The following is an 18,951-nucleotide window of genomic DNA, read 5'->3' as shown; positions in this document are numbered from 1 at the left end:
CGGCGGGGGCGGGGCGGCAAGGGCGGAGATGTTCGGAACGGCCTCGGGAAGCCAATGTCAGAGCGGAACGCACTCCGGCGGCGAAGGACGGACCTGGAACGCGAATGGGCGCGCTGGGTGCCCGGGCTGCCCGCGGCCCGCGCGTCCGGCGGCGGCCCGCCGCTGCGCGACGAGGTCACCCGGTCCTGGCTGCGGTCCCTGGGCACCGTGGACCCGGCGCGAGACAGCGCGCCGGTGGCCGACGACGGCCGGGTGGACTCCCGCTGGTCCGGCTCCCCCCTGCGCCGCCCGGTCCACGAACTGGCCGACGAGCTGCGCAGCATCGCGGACGACGCGGGTTTCGTCGCCGCGGTCACCGACGAGACCGGCACCATCCTGTGGACCTGCGGGGGGCGCGTGATGCGGCGGCGCGCCGAGCGGGTCAACTTCGCGCCGGGCGGGCGCTGGGACGAGCGGGCCATGGGCACCAACGCCCTCTCCCTGGCCCTGCTCACCGGACGCCCCTGCTCGGTGTTCTCCGCCGAGCACCTGGTGGCGGCGCTGCACGGCTGGGTCTGCTACTGCGCCCCGATCCGCAGCCCGGAGGGCCGGATCCTGGGCGTGCTGGACCTGTCGACCACGTGGGACCGCTCGCACCCGCTGGCCATGGGGGCCGTGCGGACCGCGGTCTCCACGATCGAGGCCCGGCTGCGCGCCGAACGGCAGGAGGCCGGCGGCCGCACCGGCCGCACCGGTCACGGCGGTCACGGCGGTCACGGCGGCCCGCCGGGGGCGGGCCCCGGCGCCTCCCCCGCGGTCCCGGCCGCCTCCCCGCTGCGGCTGTCCTGCCTGGGCCACGAGGAGGTGCTGCACGGCGGGGAGCCGTTGCGGCTGCGGCCGCGCCAGCGGGAGATCCTGGCGCTGCTCGCCCTGGAGCCGGACGGGTTCTGGCCCGAACGGCTCCGCGAGGCCCTGTACGGGGACCGTCCGGTCACCGCCTCCACGTTCAAGGCGGAGGTCTCGCACCTGCGGCGCGCCCTCGGCGGCGGCATCGCACCGCGCAGGTACGCGTTGACGGTGCCGGTGTCCTGCGACGCCGTCGAGGTGCTGCGGGCGCTGGAGCGGGGCGACGCCGCGACCGCGGTGCGGCTCCACCGCGGCCCCCTGCTGCCGCAGTCGGAGGCGCCGGGGATCGCCGAGTGGCGCGAGCGGCTGGAGGTCGGCGTGCGGGAGGCCGTGCTGTCCGGCACCAGCGCGGAACTCGCCCTGTGCTACGGGGAGCGCGTCCCGCACGACGCGGAGGTCCACGAGCACGCGCTGCGGCTGCTGGGCCCGCACGACGCGCGCCGCGCGGTGGCCGCGGGCCGGCTGAGCACCGCGTCGCACGACTGAAACGCGACGGGCCGCGGTGCACCGCCGCACGGGGACGAACCGCGTCGCACGGGTGAACCACGGGGCGCGCCGGGCGGTGCGCCAACCTTTCGCCAACCTCCGGGAGCCACAGTGCGGTGTGTCGCGGCGGCGGGGCCGCCGCGGCGCACCGCACCCGTACCCTCACCGAGGAGCCGCACCATGGTGTACGCGCAGCCGGGAACCGAAGGCAGCATCGTCAGCTTCGCCAAGCGGTACGACAACTTCATCGGCGGCGAGTGGGCCGCTCCCGCCGAGGGGCAGTACTTCGACAACCCCTCCCCCGTCGACGGCCGGGTGTTCTGCCAGGTCGCCCGCTCGACGGCGGCCGACGTCGACCGCGCCCTGGACGCCGCGCACGCGGCCGCGGACAAGTGGGGCCGCACCTCCGCCACGGAGCGGGCGAACCTCCTCAACCGGATCGCGGACCGCATCGAGGAGAACCTGGAGAAGCTCGCGGTCGCCGAGACCTGGGAGAACGGCAAGCCGGTCCGCGAGACGCTGGCCGCCGACCTGCCGCTGGCCGTGGACCACTTCCGCTACTTCGCCGGCGCGCTGCGGGCCCAGGAGGGCAGCATCGCGGAGATCGACGCCGACACCGTCGCGTACCACTTCCACGAGCCGCTGGGCGTGGTCGCCCAGATCATCCCGTGGAACTTCCCCGTCCTGATGGCCACGTGGAAGCTGGCCCCCGCCCTGGCGGCCGGCAACTGCGTGGTGATCAAGCCGGCCGAGCAGACCCCGGCCAGCCTGCTGGTACTGGTCGACCTGATCGCCGACCTGCTGCCGCCCGGCGTGCTCAACGTGGTCAACGGCTTCGGCGTGGAGGCCGGCAAGCCCCTGGCCTCCAGCCCGAGGGTGGCCAAGGTCGCCTTCACCGGCGAAACCACCACCGGCCGGCTGATCATGCAGTACGCCAGCGAGAACATCGTCCCGGTGACCCTGGAACTGGGCGGCAAGAGCCCCAACATCTTCATGCCGGACGTGACGGCCGCCGACGACGACTTCCTCGACAAGGCCGTCGAGGGCATGGTGATGTTCGCCCTCAACCAGGGCGAGGTGTGCACCTGCCCCTCACGCGCGCTGATCCACTCCTCGATCTACGACGAGTTCATCGCCCGCTGCGTCGAGCGCACCCGGGCGATCGTCAGCGGCAACCCGCTGGACCCGGCCACCATGGTCGGCGCCCAGGCCAGCAACGACCAGTACGAGAAGATCCTGTCCTACATCGACATCGGCAAGCGCGAGGGCGCGGAGATCCTCACCGGCGGCGGCCCGCGCACCGTCGAGGGGCTGGAGAACGGCTACTACGTCGAGCCGACGATCTTCCGCGGCACCAACGACATGCGGATCTTCCAGGAGGAGATCTTCGGCCCGGTGGTCTCGGTCACCACCTTCGACTCGGTCGACGAGGCGCTGGAGCTCGCCAACGACACCCTGTACGGCCTCGGCGCGGGCGTGTGGACCCGCGACGGCAACACCGCCTACCGCCTCGGCCGCGGGATCAAGGCCGGCCGCGTGTGGACCAACTGCTACCACGCCTACCCCGCGCACGCCGCCTTCGGCGGCTACAAGAAGTCCGGCATCGGCCGGGAGAACCACAAGATGATGCTCGAGCACTACCAGCAGACCAAGAACCTGCTGGTGAGCTACTCGGCCAAGAAGCTCGGGTTCTTCTGATGGACGGCGCGACCGGCCGGGACGGGACCGAGGGGGACGCGACCGGCCGGGACGCGGCGCCCGGCCGCGTGGGGCTGACGCCGGCCGCGGAGGACCTGCTGCGCCGCCTGGCGGACCGGCACGGGCCGCTGATGTTCCATCAGTCCGGCGGGTGCTGCGACGGCAGCTCGCCCATGTGCTACCCGCGCGGCGAGTTCAGGGTGGGGGCGTCGGACGTGCTGCTCGGCCGGGTGGCGGGCGGCACGCCGTTCTGGATGAGCGCCGACCAGTACGCGTACTGGAAGCACACCCACCTGACCGTGGACGTCGTCCCGGGCCGGGGCGGCGGGTTCTCCCTGGAGGCGCCCGAGGGCGTGCGGTTCCTGCTCCGCTCCCGGCTGCTGACCGACGAGGAGGCGCAGGCGCTGGAGGACGGCCCGCCGCTCCCCACGGGAGCGGACCCGGACGCCTGACCGGCCGTCCCCGGCTGTCCCCGGGCCCCGGGCCCCGGCCGGGGACGGCCGGGGCCCGGGGCCTCCCGGGTGCCTCCCCGGTTGTCGGACCGGCGCCCTGGGGCGCGTGATCACCGGCGTCAATCCCTCGGCGCGGGTTTTCCGACCAACCGTCAGGACGTGTGCGAGCGTGGGCTCCCCGGGTCTCTCCGCCGATTTCTCCGTCGACCCGGTACGGGTTTCCGGGACGGGTTTCCGGGACGGACGTCAGGCACCACCTGTGCCTGTTCTCCGGGAACCGCACAGGAGTGGTCGCGGGCGGGAGCGTGACCCTGGACTTCGGGGTGGCGGACCCGCGGGACATCCCCCAGGGGAGGCTCACCGTCGGGGCGTACGTCTCCCTGTTCGGCTCCTCCCGGGGGCACGCCCTCGTCGACGTGGTGTTCCAGGGCGAGACGCTGGTCGCTGGTTCTGGAGTGCGCCTCGAGGTGGGACATCCTCGAATGGCAGATCCCGGGACCCGGCGACCAGGGCGACGGTGAGCTGGGCTGGATCAGCAACCGCCAGGACCTGCTCGCCGGGCGATTCGACCGCGTTCTGCACTCCTACAACTGCTGAACCGCCCGGCGGGGCCGGGAACGGCCGGCGCGCACGCACCGCGACCGGGAGAGCCCGTCGGCGCAAGGGAGGCGCGGGGAGGTTCGGAGGGGATGCGTGACCCGCGCCGGGTCCCCTCGTTGTCGCTGTCGGGGCGAATGCCCCGGCAGCGGTCCGGGGGACTGGTGGGGCGGGTGGGACTCGAACCCACGACCGACGGATTATGAGTCCGCTGCTCTAACCGGCTGAGCTACCGCCCCGTAACAGCACGTCAGGCTTCGTCGAACGCACTGCTTGCCGCAGCATAGCCGCTCATACGATCTGCCGTGCCCGCGGGTCCGAACGTACCCCCGGGAAAGCTCCCGACACCCCGCGCGGGGAACGGGGCGCACGCGAAAGAGGACCCCCGCGGGGGTCCTCCTCCGTATGGCTCCCCCGACTGGACTCGAACCAGTAACCTGCCGGTTAACAGCCGGCTGCTCTGCCAATTGAGCTACAGGGGACCGAGCTCCTGCGACTGGACTCGAACCAGTAACCTGCCGGTTAACAGCCGGCTGCTCTGCCAATTGAGCTACGCAGGAATGCTTCGGAGTGCACCCGGTCCCGGCATTGGGGCGGTGTGCGCTCGCTGCGACACATACATTAGCGCAAGCAGGGGGGTGCTCCGCCAACCGGTTCTCCCGGGGCGTCGCGGGCCTTCCGGGGCGTCGCGCGGCGTCGCGGGGGCCGCAGGGTTCGCCGCCGGGGCGCACGGGTAGGCGCGAACCGCAGTACGGACCGCCGGCGGGGCCGCCCCCGCCGGCCCGTGGACGTCGCGAGGGAAAGGGTGGAGCCATGGCCAAGCGGCTCATGTTCGTCGCCGGAGCTGCGGTCGGCTACGTGTTCGGCACGCGTGCAGGCCGGGAACAGTACGACAAGCTCTGCAAGCTCGCACAACGGGTGGCCGGCAACCCCGCCGTGCAGAACGCGGCCCACAGCGCCGCGGACAACAGCCGGGCCGCCGCGGTGAAGGCTGCCGACACGGTGGTCGACCGGGCCGGGAACCGCCTTCCCGGAGCGGTCACCGACAAGGTGCGCGCGCTGCGGGACAAGGCTGCCCCGCACGACGACTGGGGAACCGGGACCGGGAACGGCGCGGGCACGAGCACCGGCACCGGCACGCCCTGACCGGACCGCCGTCCGGCGGGTACGGGTCCTGCGGGACCCCCGCCCGCCGGATGCGGCATGATCTGCATCCATGGGGACAGTCGCCGGAATCGACAGCTCGTCGCAGTTCACGAAGATCGTCGTCTGCGACGCCGACACAGGTGCGGTGATCCGCGAGGGTCACGCCCCGCACCCCGAACTCCCGCTGCGGCCCGCGCCCGGCGAACCGGCCGGGCCCGCCGTCGGCCGCTCCGAGACGGACCCGCAGGCCTGGCTGTACTCGCTCGGCGAGGCGGCCGCCGGGGGCCTGCTCGAGGGCGTCGAGGCGATCGGCGTCGCCGCCCAGCAGCACGGCATGATCGCCCAGGACGCGGAGGGCGTCCCCGTCCGCCCGGCGATGCTGTGGAACGACAAGCGGTCCACCGGGGCGGCGGCCGACCTCACCGAGGCCCTCGGCGGCCCGGGGGCCTGGGCCCGGGCGGTGGGCGCCGTCCCGCAGGCCGCCCACACGGTCTCCAAGCTGCGCTGGATGGCGCAGAACGACCCGGCCGCCGCGGGCCGCACGGCAGAGGTGCTGCTCCCGCACGACTGGCTGGTGTGGCAGCTGATGGGGCGCCCCGCGCGCCGCACCACCGACCGGGGCGACGCCTCCGGGACCGGCTACTGGTCGGCGGCCGCGGAGCAGTACCGGCACGACCTGGTCGAGCTCGCCCTCGGCCACCGGGTCTCGCTGCCGGACGTCCTCGGGCCCGCCGAACCGGCCGGCCGCACCCCGGAGGGCCTGCTGATCTCCGCCGGGACCGGCGACAACATGGCCGCGGCCCTGGGGCTCCACCTGGGCATCGGCGACGCGGTGGTGTCGCTGGGCGCCTCGGGCACGGTCTTCGCCGTGCACGGCGAGGCGCTGACCGACCCCGGCGGCATGATCACCTCGTTCGCCGACGCCACCGGCCATCACATGCCGGTGGTGCACACCCTCAACGCCACCAGGGTGCTGCGCGCCACCGCCGACCTGCTGGGGACGGACCTGGCGGGCCTGTCCGAGGCCGCCCTGCAGTCGACCCCGGGCTCGTACGGCCTCGTCCTGCTGCCCTACCTGGAGGGCGAACGCACACCGCAGCTGCCGCACACCGCGGGCACCCTGGCCGGGCTGCGGCGCGAGAGCATGAAGCGCGAGCACCTCGCCCGGGCCGCCTTCGAGGGGATGCTGTGCGGGCTGGCCGACGCCCTCGACGTGCTGCGCGGGCGCGGCGTGCAGGTCCGCCGGGTGTTCCTGCTGGGGCAGGCCGCCGAACTGCCCGCGGTGCGGGCCATGGCCCCCGTCCTCCTCGGCGCCCCCGTGGCGCTGCCGCAGCCGGCCGACTACACGGCACTGGGCGCCGCGCGGCAGGCCGCGTGGGCCCTGTCGGGCGGGGCCGAGCCCCCGCAGTGGCGGTCGTCGGCGGTGCAGCTGCTGGAGCCGGGCGAGGAACTGGCGATCGGTCAGGCGGTGCGGCAGCAGTACGCGGCGATCCGGGACCAGACCCACCCGGGGGCGTTCGGGACCGGGTGAGCGGATGACCAGGTGACCAGGCGAGCAGGTGGCCTGATGAGCGGGTGGGCGGCCGGCCGGGCCGCGGACCGCGCCCGCGGCCCGTTCCCGAAGGCCCGGGGGGCCGCGCCGCGGATCAGTCGAGGTAGCAGCGGAGCTGTGCGGCGAAGGTGTGCTCGCGCAGCCTGCTCAGGCTCCTGAACTCGATCTGCCGTATGCGTTCCCGGGTGACGCCGAAGACCTGCCCGATCTCCTCCAGGGTCCGGGAGCGCCCGTCGACGAGCCCGTAGCGCAGCTGGACGACCTTGCGCTCCCGCTCGCCGAGGGTGGACAGGACGGCCTCCAGGTGCTCGCGCAGGAGCAGGAAGGCCGCGGAATCCGCCGGGGAGACGGCGTCCGAGTCCTCGATGAGGTCGCCGAACGCCACGTCCTCCGTCTCGCCCACGGGCGCCTGGAGGGAGACCGGGTCCTGGGCCAGGCGCAGGAGCTCGCGGACGCGGCTCTCGGGCAGGTCCAGCAGCACGCCGAGCTCGGCGGCGGACGGCTCGCGGCCGTGCTCCTGCAGGACGGTCCGCCGGAGGCGCACGACCCGGTTGATCAGCTCCACGACGTGGATCGGCACCCGGATGGTGCGGGCCTGGTCGGCCAGGGCCCGGCTCACCGACTGGCGGATCCACCAGGTGGCGTAGGTGGAGAACTTGAAGCCGCGGGCGTAGTCGAACTTCTCGACCGCCCGCATCAGGCCGATGTTGCCCTCCTGGACGAGGTCCGGCATGGCGAGCCCGTGGCCGACGTACCGCTTGGCGACGGAGACGACCAGCCGCAGGTTCGCCTCGATCAGGCGGTGCTTGGCGGCCCGGCCGAGGACGACCAGCCGGTCCAGGTCGCGGACGAGTTCAAAGTCGGCACGGGCGGGGTCCGCAAGAGTGGTGAGCTTCTCCTCCGCGAGCAGCCCCGCCTCGACCCTGCGGGCCAGTTCGACCTCCTCCTCCGCGCTCAGCAGGGGGATGCGGCCGATCTCGCGCAGGTACTGGCGGAACAGGTCGGAGGAGGCGTCGGGGACGGCGGGCTCCTGCCGGCCCCGGGGGCGGTGGGCGGGCGCGGCACCGGCCGGGTTGCGCGGCGCTGCGGGGACGGCCCCGGCGGGGGCCGCGGGCTCCTTGACGAGGGTCTGCACGGACACGACCTCCACGGTGAGCGCGTTCGCGGCAGGAGCGGGAGGCGTACCGGCGGCACCGGCGGGGCCGGCACGGGGTGCGCCGCGGCGGGAACGGGCGCGACCGGGCCGTACCTCCGTCCGGTGTGCCGCCCGCGAGCCTGCGGGGGTTCGTGGGACTCCGCGCTCCGAGGACTCAGGTACCGCCCCCAGTGTGGGGTACGACACACTCCGTCCACGAGAGGCGTGCGGCCACTTTCTGGCGGTTCCCGGCCGCCTTCCGGCGCAACGCCCGGCCGCCGCGGGAGGGCCGGGCCGCGGAGCCGGCGCCGCCGCGGGCCCCGGGCAGCCGTGGGCCCCGGGCCGCCGACGGGACCGGTCAGAGGGCCGCGGCGCCCTGTTCGCGCAGCGCCCGGCCGTACTGCTCCAGTGCCCACAGCTCGCCCTGCAGGGCCGCCACCTGCTCGGGGTCGCCGTGCGAACCCAGGCGGCGCAACTGGGAGTTGACCTCCGCGATGCGGCGGGCGACGGCCCGGCTGCGCACCTGGACCAACTGGGCCCCGGCGTACAGCTCGTCCACCGGGCGGCGGGTGCGCAGCGGTTCGACGGCGAGCTCGCGGATCAGGGTGCGTGCCGCCTCGTCGGGCGCGGCCTCGGAGACGCGTGCCAGGTAGTCGCCCGCCGGGGCGGACTCCGCCCCCCCGGCGTCGGCGATGATGCGGCGCACCGCGGCGTAGGGCGCGGCGGTGAACTCGTCCTCGCCGTAGGCGTCGAAGGCCGGGGAGACCAGCTCGGGGAACTGCAGGGCGAGCTTGAGCAGTTCGCGCTCGGTCTGGTGCGCGGGGTTGCGCAGGTCCAGGCGCGGGCCGCGGGGGCCGCGCGGGGCGGCGGGCACGGCGCCGGGTCCGGGCGGCCCGGCGGGTCCGCCGGGCCCGGGCGCTCCGCCGTGCTGCCGGGGCCCGCCGCGCCGGCCGCCGTCCGGCTGCTGCCGCCGCTCGCGCTCCCAGCGGGCGAACTGGTCGACGCGGCGGGTGACCCACCGCTCGTCCATGTAGCCGAGCATGGCGCCGAGTTCGACGGCCCAGGTGTGGCGCTGGGTCTGGTTGGTGAAGCGGGCCAGCAGCGGCGCCGCGGCGTCGAAGGCGGAGGCGCGGCCGGCGGCGTTGTCCAGGTCGTAGCCGGCGATCTTGCTGCGCAGGGCGAACTCCACCAGCGGGACCCGGCCGTCGACCAGGGCCCGCACCGCCGAGTCGCCCTGGGAGAGCCGCAGTTCGCACGGGTCCATGCCGTCGGGGGCGACGGCGATGTAGGACTGGGCGGCGAACTTGTCGGCGTCCTCGTAGGCGCGGGTGGCGGCCTTCTGGCCCGCGGCGTCGCCGTCGAAGGTGAAGATCACCTCGCCCTTGAGCTCGGAGGTGTCCATCAGCAGCCGGCGCAGGACCTTGATGTGGTCGTCGCCGAAGGACGTCCCGCAGGTGGCGACGGCGGTGGTGACGCCGGCGGCGTGGCAGGCCATCACGTCGGTGTAGCCCTCGACGACGACCACCCGCAGCGACTTGGCGATGTCGCGCTTGGCCAGGTTGATGCCGTACAGGTGCTGGGACTTCTTGAAGATCGGCGTCTCGGGGGTGTTGAGGTACTTCGGCCCCTGGTCGTCCTCGCGCAGCCTGCGCGCGCCGAAGCCGACGACCTCGCCGGTGATGTCCTTGATCGGCCACATCAGGCGTCCGCGGAAGCGGTCGATGGGGCTGCCGCGCCGGGACTCCTGGGCGAGGCCGGAGACGACCAGCTCCTTGTCGGTGAAGCCGCGGCCGCGCAGGAAGCGCACCAGGTGGTCCCAGCCGGCCGGGGCGTAGCCGACCTCGAAGTGCCGGGCGGTGGCCTGGTCGAAGCCGCGCTCGGCGAGGAAGCGGCGGCCGATCTCGGCCTCCGCGCCGTCGAGCTGCTCCAGGTAGAACTGCGCGGCGGCCTGGTGGGCCTCGACGAGCCGGGTGCGCTCCCCCTTCCGGTGGCCGGGGGTGTAGCCGCCGCCGCTCTCCTCGTAGCGCAGGGTGATGCCGGCCTGCGCGGCCAGGCGTTCGACCGTCTCGGCGAAGGAGAGGTGCTCCAGCTTCATGACGAAGGCGATGGTGTCGCCGCCCTCGCCGCAGCCGAAGCAGTGGTACAGGCCCTTGCTGGGGCTGACCTGGAAGGAGGGGCTCTTCTCGTCGTGGAAGGGGCACAGGCCCTTGAGGTTGCCGCCGCCGGCGTTGCGCAGCTGGAGGTACTCGGAGACGACGGAGTCGATGGGGACCGCGTCCCGCACCGCCTTGATGTCCTCTTCCCTGATCTTCCCGGCCACGCTGCGAGTCTACGGCCCGGGCCGGACCGGAACGCCCATGCGCCCGGCCTCGCGGACCCGCCCGGTCACGGGCCCCCGGTCACGGGCCCCGGTCACGGGGCCAGGGACTCGAGCGGGACGCCCGGGTCGGCGAGCCGGTCGGGGTCGACCTGCGCGCCGGAGCGGACGAGCTGCTGGATCCGCTCGTTGACCTCCCACACGTTGACGTTCATCCCGGCCAGCACCCGCCCCTGCGAGAGCCAGAAGGCGATGAACTCGCGCTTTCCCATGTCCCCGCGGCACACCACCTGGTCGTAGGCGCCGGGCGGCGCGTGGCCGCAGAACTCCATGCCGAGGTCGTACTGGTCGGAGAAGAAGTAGGGGACCGGATCGTAGGAGACGTGCCAGCCCAGCATGGCGCGGGCGGCGGCCGGCCCTCCGTCGTTGGCGTTGGCCCAGTGCTCGGTGCGCAGCCTGCGGCCGAACAGCGGGTGCTCGGCCGAAGCGACGTCGCCGACGGCGAAGACGTACGGGTCGGAGGTGCGCAGGGACGCGTCGACGGCGATGCCGCCGCCCTCGTCCCGGCCGGCCAGGGCCAGCCCGGCAGCCTCCGCCAGGGCGGTGCGCGGTGCCGCCCCGACCGCGAGGAGGACCTCGTGGGCGGGGTGCTCCTCCCCGTCGTCGGTGCGGACGGCCCAGACCGTCCCGTCGTGTCCGACGATCTCGGCGGCCCGGGCCCCGAAGTGGAACCGGACGCCGTGCTCGCGGTGCAGGTCGGCGAAGAGGGAGCCCAGTTCGGGGCCGAGCGCGGAGTGCAGCGGGGTGGGTTCGGGCTCGATGACCGTCACCTCCACCCCGTAGCCCCTGGCGGCCGCGGCGACCTCCAGGCCGATCCAGCCCGCACCGGCGATCACCAGGTGCCCGTTCTCCTGCCCGCGCGCGGCGAGCGCACCGCGCAGCCGCTCGGCGTCGGAGAGCCTGCGCAACCGGTGGACCCCGGCGAGGCCGGTGCCGGGGACGTCCGGGCGGCGCGGCTCGGCCCCGGTGGCCAGGAGCAGCCTGTCGTAGGTCAGCGGGGTGCCGTCGGCGAGCACGACGGTCCGCGAGAGGGGGTCGAGGCGGGTCGCCGGCTGGCCCAGGTGGAGTTCGATCCCGGCCTGCGCGTACCAGGCGGGGTCGTGCACGAAGACCGAGGAACGGTCGGCGGCCCCGGTCAGGAAGCCCTTGGACAGGGGCGGCCGCTCGTACGGGCGGTCGCGTTCGTCGCCGACCAGGATCACCCTGCCTCCGAACCCCTCCGCACGGAGGGTCTCGGCGGCCCTGGCTCCCGCCAGGCCGGCTCCGACGATCACGAACGTGCGGTGTTCGTCCACCACTGGACGCCTCCTGCTGTCGCTCCTGCCCCCGCTCGGTACGTTTCCCGTCCTCGACGAGCCTCCCCCGTTCTCAACGAGCCTCCCCCACCGGGCGCTCCCGGTGAAGACGGCGTCCCCGGCGCGTCACCGCGTCACCGCGTGAGCCGGTGGTGGAGGGCGAGGGCGGAGGCGTCGGTGAGGGAGGCGATCTGGTCGACCACGACCCGCAGCCGCTCCGCGTCGTCGGACGCCGCCCGGTGGAGCGCCCCGAACTGCGGTTCCAGGCCGTCGGGGGCGCGGCGCACCAGTGCCTCGGCCAGCTCGGCGATCACCACCCGCTGGCGGCGGCGCAGCGCCTCCTGCTCGTCGCGCTGCATGACGTAGCGGTCGGCGACGGCCTTGAGCACCGCGCACTCCAGGCGGACGGCGCGCGGCACGACGAGCTCCGCCCGGTAGCGGGTGAGGCGGCCGGGGCCGTGGGCCTCCCGGGTGGCCCGTTCCGCCTCCAGGCAGAACCGGCCGATCAGCTGGCTGGTCGCGTCCTTGAGCCTGGCCTGGGCGACGGCGGACCCGTCGTAGCCGTGCGGCCACCACGGCTGGTCGAGCAGCCGGTCCAGGGCTTCGGCGAGTTCCCCGGCGGACGTTCCCAGGGGCGCGTAGCGGGCGGCCGCCACCTCGAACAGGTCGGCGCGCTCGGGGTCGGCGAGGAGGAGATTGGGGTCGAGGTGCCCGGCGTGCAGGCCGTCCTCGAGGTCGTGCACCGAGTAGGCGACGTCGTCGGACCAGTCCATGACCTGGGCCTCGAAGCAGCGGCGGTCGCCGGGGGCGCCCTCCCGCATCCAGTCGAAGACCGGGCGGTCGTCCTCGTAGACGCCGAACTTCGGCGAGCCGGGCGCCTCGGGGTGCTTGCCGCGGGGCCAGGGGTACTTGGTGGCGGCGTCCAGGGAGGCGCGGGTCAGGTTGAGCCCCACGCCGGTGACGCGGCCGTCGGCGGTCGTGGTGAAGCGTTTCGGCTCGATGCGGGTGAGCAGCCGCAGCGACTGGGCGTTGCCCTCGAAACCGCCGCAGGGCCGGGCCACCTCGTCCAGGGCCTGCTCGCCGTTGTGCCCGAACGGCGGATGGCCGAGGTCGTGGGCCAGGCAGGCCGTCTCCACCAGGTCCGGGTCGCAGCCCAGGGCCGCCCCCAGCTCCCGGCCGACCTGGGCGCACTCCAGGGAGTGGGTGAGCCGGGTGCGCGGACTGGTGCTCAGCTGCGCCGGGGTCTCCAGCGGGGCGACCACCTGCGTCTTGCCGGCCAGGCGGCGCAGCGCGGCCGAGTGCAGTACGCGGGCCCGGTCGCGCTGGAAGGCGGTGCGGCCCGGCCGTTTGTCGGGTTCGGGCACCCAGCGTTCGGTCGCCGCGTCGTTGTAGCCGTCGATCCCGTTCATGGAAGCGACGTTAACCGCAGGGCGCGGGCGCGTCGTGCGGCGGGGCGGCGGCGGGACCGGCAGCGCGGCCGGCAGCGGGACCGGCGGCGAGGCTGTCGTAGTGGTGGAGCACCAGCCGGGCCATCGCCGGGTGGTCCCCCAGCGGTGCGGAGACCACGGCTCCGGGCGGCGCGGCGGCCGCGCACCGGGCGGAGAAGCGCCCGGGGGCGGTGAAGCAGGAGGCGACCGCGATCCGGTCGTGCCCGCGCGCGGTGAGGTCGGCGACCGCCTCGGGCACGGAGGGCGAGGCGGCGGTGGCCCAGGCCGGCACCACCGGCACCCCCAGCCGGGACGCCAGCAGGTGCGCGATGCCGCGGACGTCGTCGGCGGACTGCGGGTCCCGGGAGCCGGCCGAGGCGAGCACCACCGCGCCGCCCCGTGCCCGGCCGCCCCCGGCCGGGCCCCGGCGCCCGGCCGGGGGCGGCCTCCATCCGGCCTCGACCAGCCGCGCGTGCAGCGCCTGCGCCAGCAGCGGGTGCGGGCCCAGCGGTGGAGCGACGCGCGCCCGCAGGTGCGGGGCGCGCGCCAACGCCCCCGGCAGGTCCTCCTTGACGTGGAAACCGCGCCCGAACAGCAGCGGTACCAGCACCGCCTCCCCGTTCAGCCGGGCCAGGGTGTCGCCGAGCAGGGGCTCGTTCAGCTCGATGTGCCCCAGGGCGACGGGGACCCCGGGGCGCTGCGCCCGCACTTCGGCCAGCAGGGCCCGCACGGTCCGCAGCGCCCGCGGGTCCCGGCTGCCGTGCGCGACGACGACCAGGGCCGGCGGGCGCCGGATCGGCGCGTACGGCCGCGGGAGGCGGGCGGGACGGGCCCCGGGCAGGCCGGTGGTCCGGCTCGCGGTCTGCGCCGTGCTGTCGAGCGGGCCGGGACCGGAAGCAGGTGTCGACTCCGTCATGCGGCGAGTCTGGGGTGCGGGGATTGCGCCCTCGTTGCACGGCCGTCACGGGCGGTTTCGGCCGCCTCTCACCGCGGACGCACCCCGTGAGAACGGCCGCGGGAGAGCCACGGGAACCGGGCGCGATCCCCGGGGCGTCGGACAGTGGGGGCGCCCCGCCGCGGTCGGTGCGGGGCCGGTCGGGCTTCGACGAGGGACGGAGTGCGGTGTCGGGAACTGGCACGGACACGGGCACGGGCACGGGGACAGGCACGGGGACGGGCACGGCGACGGACGGCGGGGGCGCCGCGGACGGTACCGCGGCGGGCCGGACCCGCCAGGCCCTACGGACGCTGCGCGACCGGTGCCTGCGGTATCTGCGGTACCGGCCGACCCGGCCTGCCGGGTGGGCCGGGCGGCGCAGGGCCGTGCAGGCGCTGGCCCTGGCCTGCACCGCCGCGCTGCTGCCCGCCCTGTGGGCGCACGCCTCCGCCTCCCCGCGGGTGCGCGACGCGGCGGCGGCCCCCTCCGCCCCGGTGGCCGTGGTGTTCGGCGCCGGACTGTGGGACGGCGTGCCCTCCCCCTACCTGGCGCACCGCCTCGACACGGCGGCCGGGCTGTACCGGGCGGGCAAGGTCCGCGTGCTGCTGGTCAGCGGCGACAACAGCCGCAGCGGCTACGACGAGCCGAGCGCCATGCGCGACTACCTGACCGGTCTGGGCGTGCCCCGGGAGCGGATCGTGCTGGACTACGCCGGCTTCGACACCTGGGACTCGTGCATCCGCGCGAAGCGGATCTTCGGCGTGGACGAGGCGCTGCTGGTCACCCAGGGGTTCCACGTCCGCAGGGCGCTGGCCCTGTGCACGGCGGCGGGCATCGACGCGCACGGCGTCCCGGTGGAGGAGCCGCGCGACGTCACGTGGCTCTACGGTTCGGTGCGCGAGATCCCGGGGGCGGCGAAGGCCGCGCTCGACGCGGCGGCCCGGCCAGACCCCCACTTCCTCGGCCCCCGCGAGCCCGGCGTCGCGCGGGCCCTGGCCGCTGCCGGGTGATCCGGAGTGGTTCGGACGGTGAACAGTCCGATCTTCACACCGATCGCATCGGCGATACGGTTCAAGTCACCGGGATCACTGGTGACCACCGGAGCCTGGTGCTGAACCGCAACGGTCACGACCGGCGCGTCCACCACGCGGGCCTTCCGGGCCGGCTCCTCACAGCGGGCCGCCGGGTGCGCTGAGGCGGGCGTTCCGGGTGTTTAACGCGGCGGGGCTGGGCTGCGAAACACCTCTCGCGCACGGTGGTCGGCATGAGCACCACGACGGTCGACACCCACTGCCCCTACTGCGCGCTGCAGTGCGGGATGCGCCTCGCGCCCAAGTCCGCGCCGCGGGCCGGCCACGCCCCCGCGGACGCCGTCGCGGAGGCCCCAGCGGGGGCCCCAGCGGAGGTCGTCGAGCGCCCGGACTTCCCCGTCAACCGGGGTGCCCTGTGCAGCAAGGGGCGGACCGCGCCGGCCGTGCTCTCGCGGGCCGTCCGGCTCACCGGGCCGCTGGTGCGCGACGCGGCGAGCGGCGAGCTGGTGCCGGCGGGCTGGGACGAGGCGCTGGACCGCACGGCGGCCGGTCTCGCCCGCACCGCCGAGGTCCACGGCCGCGCGGCCGTCGGGGTGTTCGGGGGCGGCGGCCTGACCAACGAGAAGGCGTACCTGCTGGGCAAGTTCGCCCGCGCGGTGCTGCGCACGCCCTCGATCGACTACAACGGACGTTTCTGCATGTCGTCCGCGGCGGCCGCGCACCAGCGGGCATTCGGTCTCGACCGCGGCCTGCCGTTCCCGCTGGAGGACGTCCCCCGGAGCGGCTGCGTGGTCCTGGTCGGCTCCAATCCCGCCGAGACCATGCCCCCCGCCCTGCGGTACTTCACCGAACTGCGGGAGAACGGCGGCACGCTGGTCGTCGTCGACCCGCGCCGCACGCGCACCGCCGAGCAGGCCGACCTGCACCTGCGGCCCCGCCCGGGGACCGACCTCGCCCTCGCCCTGGGGATGCTGCACCTGGTGGTCGCCGAGGGCCGGGTCGACGAGGCGTTCGTGGCCGGGCGCACCACCGGCTGGCCGCAGGCCCGGGCGGCGGCGATGGCGCACTGGCCCGAGCTGGTCGAGCGCATCACCGGCGTCCCCGTGCCGCAGCTGCGCGAGGCGGTGCGGATGTTCTGCGACGCGCCCTCGTCCATGGTGCTCACCGCACGCGGGCCCGAGCAGCAGGCCAAGGGCACCGACACCGTCGGCGCCTGGATCAACCTGTGCCTGGCCACCGGCCGGGCCGGCCGCCCGTACTCCGGCTACGGCTGCCTGACCGGCCAGGGCAACGGGCAGGGCGGGCGCGAGCACGGCCAGAAGGCCGACCAGCTGCCCGGGTACCGCAGGCTGGACGACCCCGCGGCCCGCGCGCACGTCGCCGCCGTGTGGGGGGTGGACCCCGGCGACCTGCCCGGGCCGGGGCGCAGCGCCTACGAGCTGCTGGACTCCCTGGGCCGGGAGGTGAGGGCCCTGTTCCTGTCGGGGTCCAACCCGGTGGTCTCCGCCCCGGACGCGGCCCGCGTCACCGGGCGGATCGCCTCCTTGGACTTCCTGGCGGTGGCGGACGTGGTGCTCTCGGAGACGGCCGCGATGGCGGACGTCGTCCTGCCCGTCGCCCAGTGGGCGGAGGAGACGGGCACCATGACCAACCTGGAGGGCCGGGTGATCCTGCGCCGGCGGGCCGTCGCGCCCCCGCCCGGGGTCCGCACCGACCTGCAGGTCCTCAACGGGCTGGCCGCGCGCCTGGGGTGGGAGGAGGGGTTCCCGGTCGACCCCGAGGAGGTGTTCGAGGAGCTGCGCCGCGCCTCGGCGGGCGGCCCCGCGGACTACTCCGGCATCACCTACCGGCGGATCGCCGAGGAACAGGGCGTGTTCTGGCCCTGTCCGGAAACGGGCGGGGCGTCCGCGCCCCACCCGGGCACGCCCCGCCTGTTCCTCGACCGGTTCGCCACGCCCGACGGGCGGGCCCGGTTCGTGCCGGTCTCGCACCGCCCGTCGGCGGAGGAGCCGGACGCGGAGTACCCGGTGTTCCTGACCACCGGCCGGGTGTCGGCCCAGTACCAGTCCGGTGCCCAGACCCGCCGGGTGGACGAGCTCAACGCGGCCGCTCCCGGGCCGTTCGTCCAGCTGCACCCGCAGCTGGCGGAGCGGATCGGGGTGGCCGAGGGCGACCCGGTGGCGGTCACCAGCCGCCGCGGCCGGGCCGTGGCGCCGGCCCGGATCAGCCGGGACGTCCGGCCCGACACAGTGTTCATGCCCTTCCACTGGGCCGGCGAGGGCTGCGCCAACACCCTCACCAACCCGGCGCTGGACCCGGTCTCCCGCATGCCGGAGTTCAAGGTGTGCGCGGTCCGGCTGGAGCCGGCGGCGCGGGCGTGACCGGCCGGGCCGCCGGTCCTGCCGCGCGGGGCCCGGCCCGGGGCGCACCCCGCACACATTTTTGACATGCAACTGTCATTAATTCTTTACACGTGAAGGTCTACCCGCATAGATCTTCACGGATCCATCATGGACGCGCCCCCCGCACCCGCACCACCGCACGACCCGAGCCGCTGCGCAGCCGCGCACCCGGCCGCTCCCGCACGTCCCGAACGCTCCCGCACGTCCACGCCCCACACCCTCACACCGGAGGAAGTCTTGAGCGGAACGAAGCTGCTGCGCACAGCCCTCACCGGGATCGTCCTCTCCGCCACCGCCCTGACCACCCTGCAGGGCACCGCCCTCGCTGCGGACGCGACAAAGGCGCCGAAGGCGCAGCCGGCCGCCGCCGCGCCGGCCGCGTCCACCGTCGGCGGGATCGAGGCGGAGACCGCCCGGGCGCTCGCGGAGTCCCTGACCGACGCCGCCTGGCGCAACCGGGTGCGCAACGCCGCCCTGGCCTCCGAGGAGGTGGACCTGCAGGCCCTGACCGCCGCGGCGCCCGCCGGGGCGGGCAGGGAACTGAAGGCCGAGGTCGCCGACGCCGACGTGCGCATCGCCGAGGCCAAGGGGCTCGGCTCCGACATCGGCTCCCTGCTGCGCGTGCGCCTGGCCGACGCGTCGATGCGCGAGGACCTGACCGCGCGGACCGCCCCGCTGGTGGCCGCCGCCCCGGCCGACGACGACGCCTCGACGATCACCGCCTACGACAGCAGGGGCGCGGCGCACGAACTGGACGCCGACACCGTCCCCGAGCGGCCCGTCTACATCGTCGGCGTCGACGGCGCCAAGGCCGTGCGGGCCGGCCTGGAGGTGCTGAACGAGGAACTGGACCGGCAGGGCCTCGCCTCCCCCGCCCAGCAGACCGGCACGAAGAGCGGCTCCCGGGCCCTGGCCGACATCGGCACCAACTCCACCGGCTTCTGGACCACCAAGATCACCTCGGTCAGCGTCGGCGACCTCAAGGAGCCCTGGTTCAAGGGCGACGCCGAGGTCTTCACCCTGGTGACGGGCTTCGGCAAGGACGGCGTGCCGCGGGTCGACCCCGTCCAGATGCCCTACCTCGACAGCGAGAACACGACCTACTACCCCAACCAGGTCCTGGTCAACTGGTCGAACTACAAGTACAACCTCGCCGACGCCGTGATGATGGAGGACGACGGCGACACCAACTACCAGTCCCTGGCCAAGGCCATCGCCGCGGTCCTGCTCACCATCACCGACCAGGGCATGTACATCCCGCTGGTCGACGCCCTGCTGGACGCCGTCCCCACCTCCTGGTGGACCGACGACCCGGACTACGTCGACTCCTGGTACACCCTGGCCAAGGAGTACACCGGCCGCCGCAACGGCGCCGCGGCCAACGGCTGGATGAACGTCCAGCCGTACTGGGTATCCGCGCTCTGACCCCACCCCCCGGGCCGCCCCGCCGCCCGGGCCCGGCGCCCTCCTCTCACAGAGGGGGGCGCCGCGCGCTGAGGGCAACGTTCCCGCCGGGAAACGGGCGGGACGC

General features: G+C 74.9%; 14 protein-coding genes and 3 tRNA genes. 9 read left to right on the top strand and 8 right to left on the bottom strand.

Annotated elements, in window-relative coordinates; genetic code table 11:
* The first annotated feature begins 54 nt into the window (after positions 1 to 54).
* From GQS52_RS19405 to GQS52_RS19390, 4 genes are all read left to right on the top strand, one after another.
* Complete coding sequence (locus GQS52_RS19405; protein ID WP_182314630.1) at positions 55 to 1,371, top strand: helix-turn-helix domain-containing protein; 1,317 nt, start codon at positions 55 to 57, stop codon at positions 1,369 to 1,371.
* A 180-nt stretch (positions 1,372 to 1,551) separates the two neighbouring features.
* Positions 1,552 to 3,069: an aldehyde dehydrogenase gene (adh, locus tag GQS52_RS19400; protein WP_182314629.1), complete on the top strand. Its 1,518-nt coding sequence runs from the start codon at positions 1,552 to 1,554 to the stop codon at positions 3,067 to 3,069.
* Positions 3,069 to 3,521: a DUF779 domain-containing protein gene (locus tag GQS52_RS19395; RefSeq protein WP_182314628.1), complete on the top strand. Its 453-nt coding sequence runs from the start codon at positions 3,069 to 3,071 to the stop codon at positions 3,519 to 3,521. The genes adh and GQS52_RS19395 overlap by 1 nt, the downstream gene beginning before the upstream one ends.
* Positions 3,522 to 3,826: 305 nt before the next feature.
* Positions 3,827 to 4,042 carry a hypothetical protein gene (locus GQS52_RS19390; protein WP_182314627.1) on the top strand — a complete coding sequence of 72 codons (216 nt, stop codon included), beginning with the start codon at positions 3,827 to 3,829 and terminating at the stop codon, positions 4,040 to 4,042.
* 238 nt (positions 4,043 to 4,280) lie between these two features.
* Here the strand turns inward: GQS52_RS19390 and GQS52_RS19385 are convergent.
* The 3 genes from GQS52_RS19385 to GQS52_RS19375 form a co-directional block, all read right to left on the bottom strand.
* A tRNA-Ile gene (locus tag GQS52_RS19385) sits at positions 4,281 to 4,357 on the bottom strand.
* A 167-nt stretch (positions 4,358 to 4,524) separates the two neighbouring features.
* Positions 4,525 to 4,600: transfer RNA gene (locus tag GQS52_RS19380), tRNA-Asn, on the bottom strand.
* A 5-nt stretch (positions 4,601 to 4,605) separates the two neighbouring features.
* Positions 4,606 to 4,678: transfer RNA gene (locus GQS52_RS19375), tRNA-Asn, on the bottom strand.
* 253 nt (positions 4,679 to 4,931) lie between these two features.
* Here GQS52_RS19375 and GQS52_RS19370 point away from each other — a divergent pair.
* Entirely contained in the window at positions 4,932 to 5,264 is a 333-nt protein-coding gene (locus GQS52_RS19370; RefSeq protein WP_182314626.1) for a YtxH domain-containing protein, read from the top strand.
* A gap of 70 nt (positions 5,265 to 5,334) precedes the next feature.
* The gene (locus GQS52_RS19365; RefSeq protein ID WP_182314625.1) at positions 5,335 to 6,795 is read left to right on the top strand and encodes an FGGY family carbohydrate kinase; all 1,461 of its coding nucleotides are present in this window, start codon (positions 5,335 to 5,337) and stop codon (positions 6,793 to 6,795) included.
* A gap of 115 nt (positions 6,796 to 6,910) precedes the next feature.
* On the opposite strand, the gene GQS52_RS19360 is transcribed toward GQS52_RS19365, so the two are convergent.
* The 5 genes from GQS52_RS19360 to GQS52_RS19340 form a co-directional block, all read right to left on the bottom strand.
* Positions 6,911 to 8,158: an RNA polymerase sigma factor gene (locus tag GQS52_RS19360; protein ID WP_182314624.1), complete on the bottom strand. Its 1,248-nt coding sequence runs from the start codon at positions 8,156 to 8,158 to the stop codon at positions 6,911 to 6,913.
* A 151-nt stretch (positions 8,159 to 8,309) separates the two neighbouring features.
* A complete protein-coding gene (dnaG, locus tag GQS52_RS19355; protein ID WP_182314623.1) occupies positions 8,310 to 10,271 on the bottom strand; it encodes a DNA primase in 1,962 nt (653 codons plus the stop codon).
* A 92-nt stretch (positions 10,272 to 10,363) separates the two neighbouring features.
* A complete protein-coding gene (locus GQS52_RS19350; RefSeq protein WP_182314622.1) occupies positions 10,364 to 11,626 on the bottom strand; it encodes an FAD-dependent oxidoreductase in 1,263 nt (420 codons plus the stop codon).
* A 131-nt stretch (positions 11,627 to 11,757) separates the two neighbouring features.
* Positions 11,758 to 13,032, bottom strand: coding sequence for a deoxyguanosinetriphosphate triphosphohydrolase (locus tag GQS52_RS19345; RefSeq protein ID WP_182314621.1), 1,275 nt, complete (start codon positions 13,030 to 13,032; stop codon positions 11,758 to 11,760).
* Between the two features lie 10 nt (positions 13,033 to 13,042).
* Complete coding sequence (locus GQS52_RS19340) at positions 13,043 to 13,966, bottom strand: CbiX/SirB N-terminal domain-containing protein (RefSeq protein ID WP_182314620.1); 924 nt, start codon at positions 13,964 to 13,966, stop codon at positions 13,043 to 13,045.
* 347 nt (positions 13,967 to 14,313) lie between these two features.
* Here GQS52_RS19340 and GQS52_RS19335 point away from each other — a divergent pair, with 347 nt between their 5' ends.
* From GQS52_RS19335 to GQS52_RS19325, 3 genes are all read left to right on the top strand, one after another.
* A complete protein-coding gene (locus GQS52_RS19335) occupies positions 14,314 to 14,997 on the top strand; it encodes an ElyC/SanA/YdcF family protein (RefSeq protein WP_182316575.1) in 684 nt (227 codons plus the stop codon).
* A gap of 254 nt (positions 14,998 to 15,251) precedes the next feature.
* The gene (locus GQS52_RS19330; RefSeq protein WP_182314619.1) at positions 15,252 to 17,399 is read left to right on the top strand and encodes a molybdopterin oxidoreductase family protein; all 2,148 of its coding nucleotides are present in this window, start codon (positions 15,252 to 15,254) and stop codon (positions 17,397 to 17,399) included.
* A gap of 258 nt (positions 17,400 to 17,657) precedes the next feature.
* On the top strand, positions 17,658 to 18,845 hold the full coding sequence (locus GQS52_RS19325) for a DUF3103 domain-containing protein (protein ID WP_259370863.1): 1,188 nt from the start codon (positions 17,658 to 17,660) through the stop codon (positions 18,843 to 18,845).
* Positions 18,846 to 18,951: the final 106 nt, after the last annotated feature.

The organism is Streptomyces sp. SCUT-3 (genome assembly GCF_014083985.1).
Lineage (GTDB): Bacteria > Actinomycetota > Actinomycetes > Streptomycetales > Streptomycetaceae > Streptomyces_H > Streptomyces_H thermolineatus.
This window is presented reverse-complemented; position numbering and strand designations above follow the sequence as displayed.

Excerpts from the sequence above, each read along its gene's own strand:
- GQS52_RS19405 (WP_182314630.1), top strand. The coding sequence starts at position 55 with ATGTCAGAGCGGAACGCACTCCGGCGGCGAAGGACGGACCTGGAACGC.
- adh (WP_182314629.1), top strand. The coding sequence starts at position 1,552 with ATGGTGTACGCGCAGCCGGGAACCGAAGGCAGCATCGTCAGCTTCGCC.
- GQS52_RS19395 (WP_182314628.1), top strand. The coding sequence starts at position 3,069 with ATGGACGGCGCGACCGGCCGGGACGGGACCGAGGGGGACGCGACCGGC.
- GQS52_RS19370 (WP_182314626.1), top strand. The coding sequence starts at position 4,932 with ATGGCCAAGCGGCTCATGTTCGTCGCCGGAGCTGCGGTCGGCTACGTG.
- GQS52_RS19365 (WP_182314625.1), top strand. The coding sequence starts at position 5,335 with ATGGGGACAGTCGCCGGAATCGACAGCTCGTCGCAGTTCACGAAGATC.
- GQS52_RS19345 (WP_182314621.1), bottom strand. The coding sequence starts at position 13,032 with ATGAACGGGATCGACGGCTACAACGACGCGGCGACCGAACGCTGGGTG.
- GQS52_RS19340 (WP_182314620.1), bottom strand. The coding sequence starts at position 13,966 with ATGACGGAGTCGACACCTGCTTCCGGTCCCGGCCCGCTCGACAGCACG.
- GQS52_RS19330 (WP_182314619.1), top strand. The coding sequence starts at position 15,252 with ATGAGCACCACGACGGTCGACACCCACTGCCCCTACTGCGCGCTGCAG.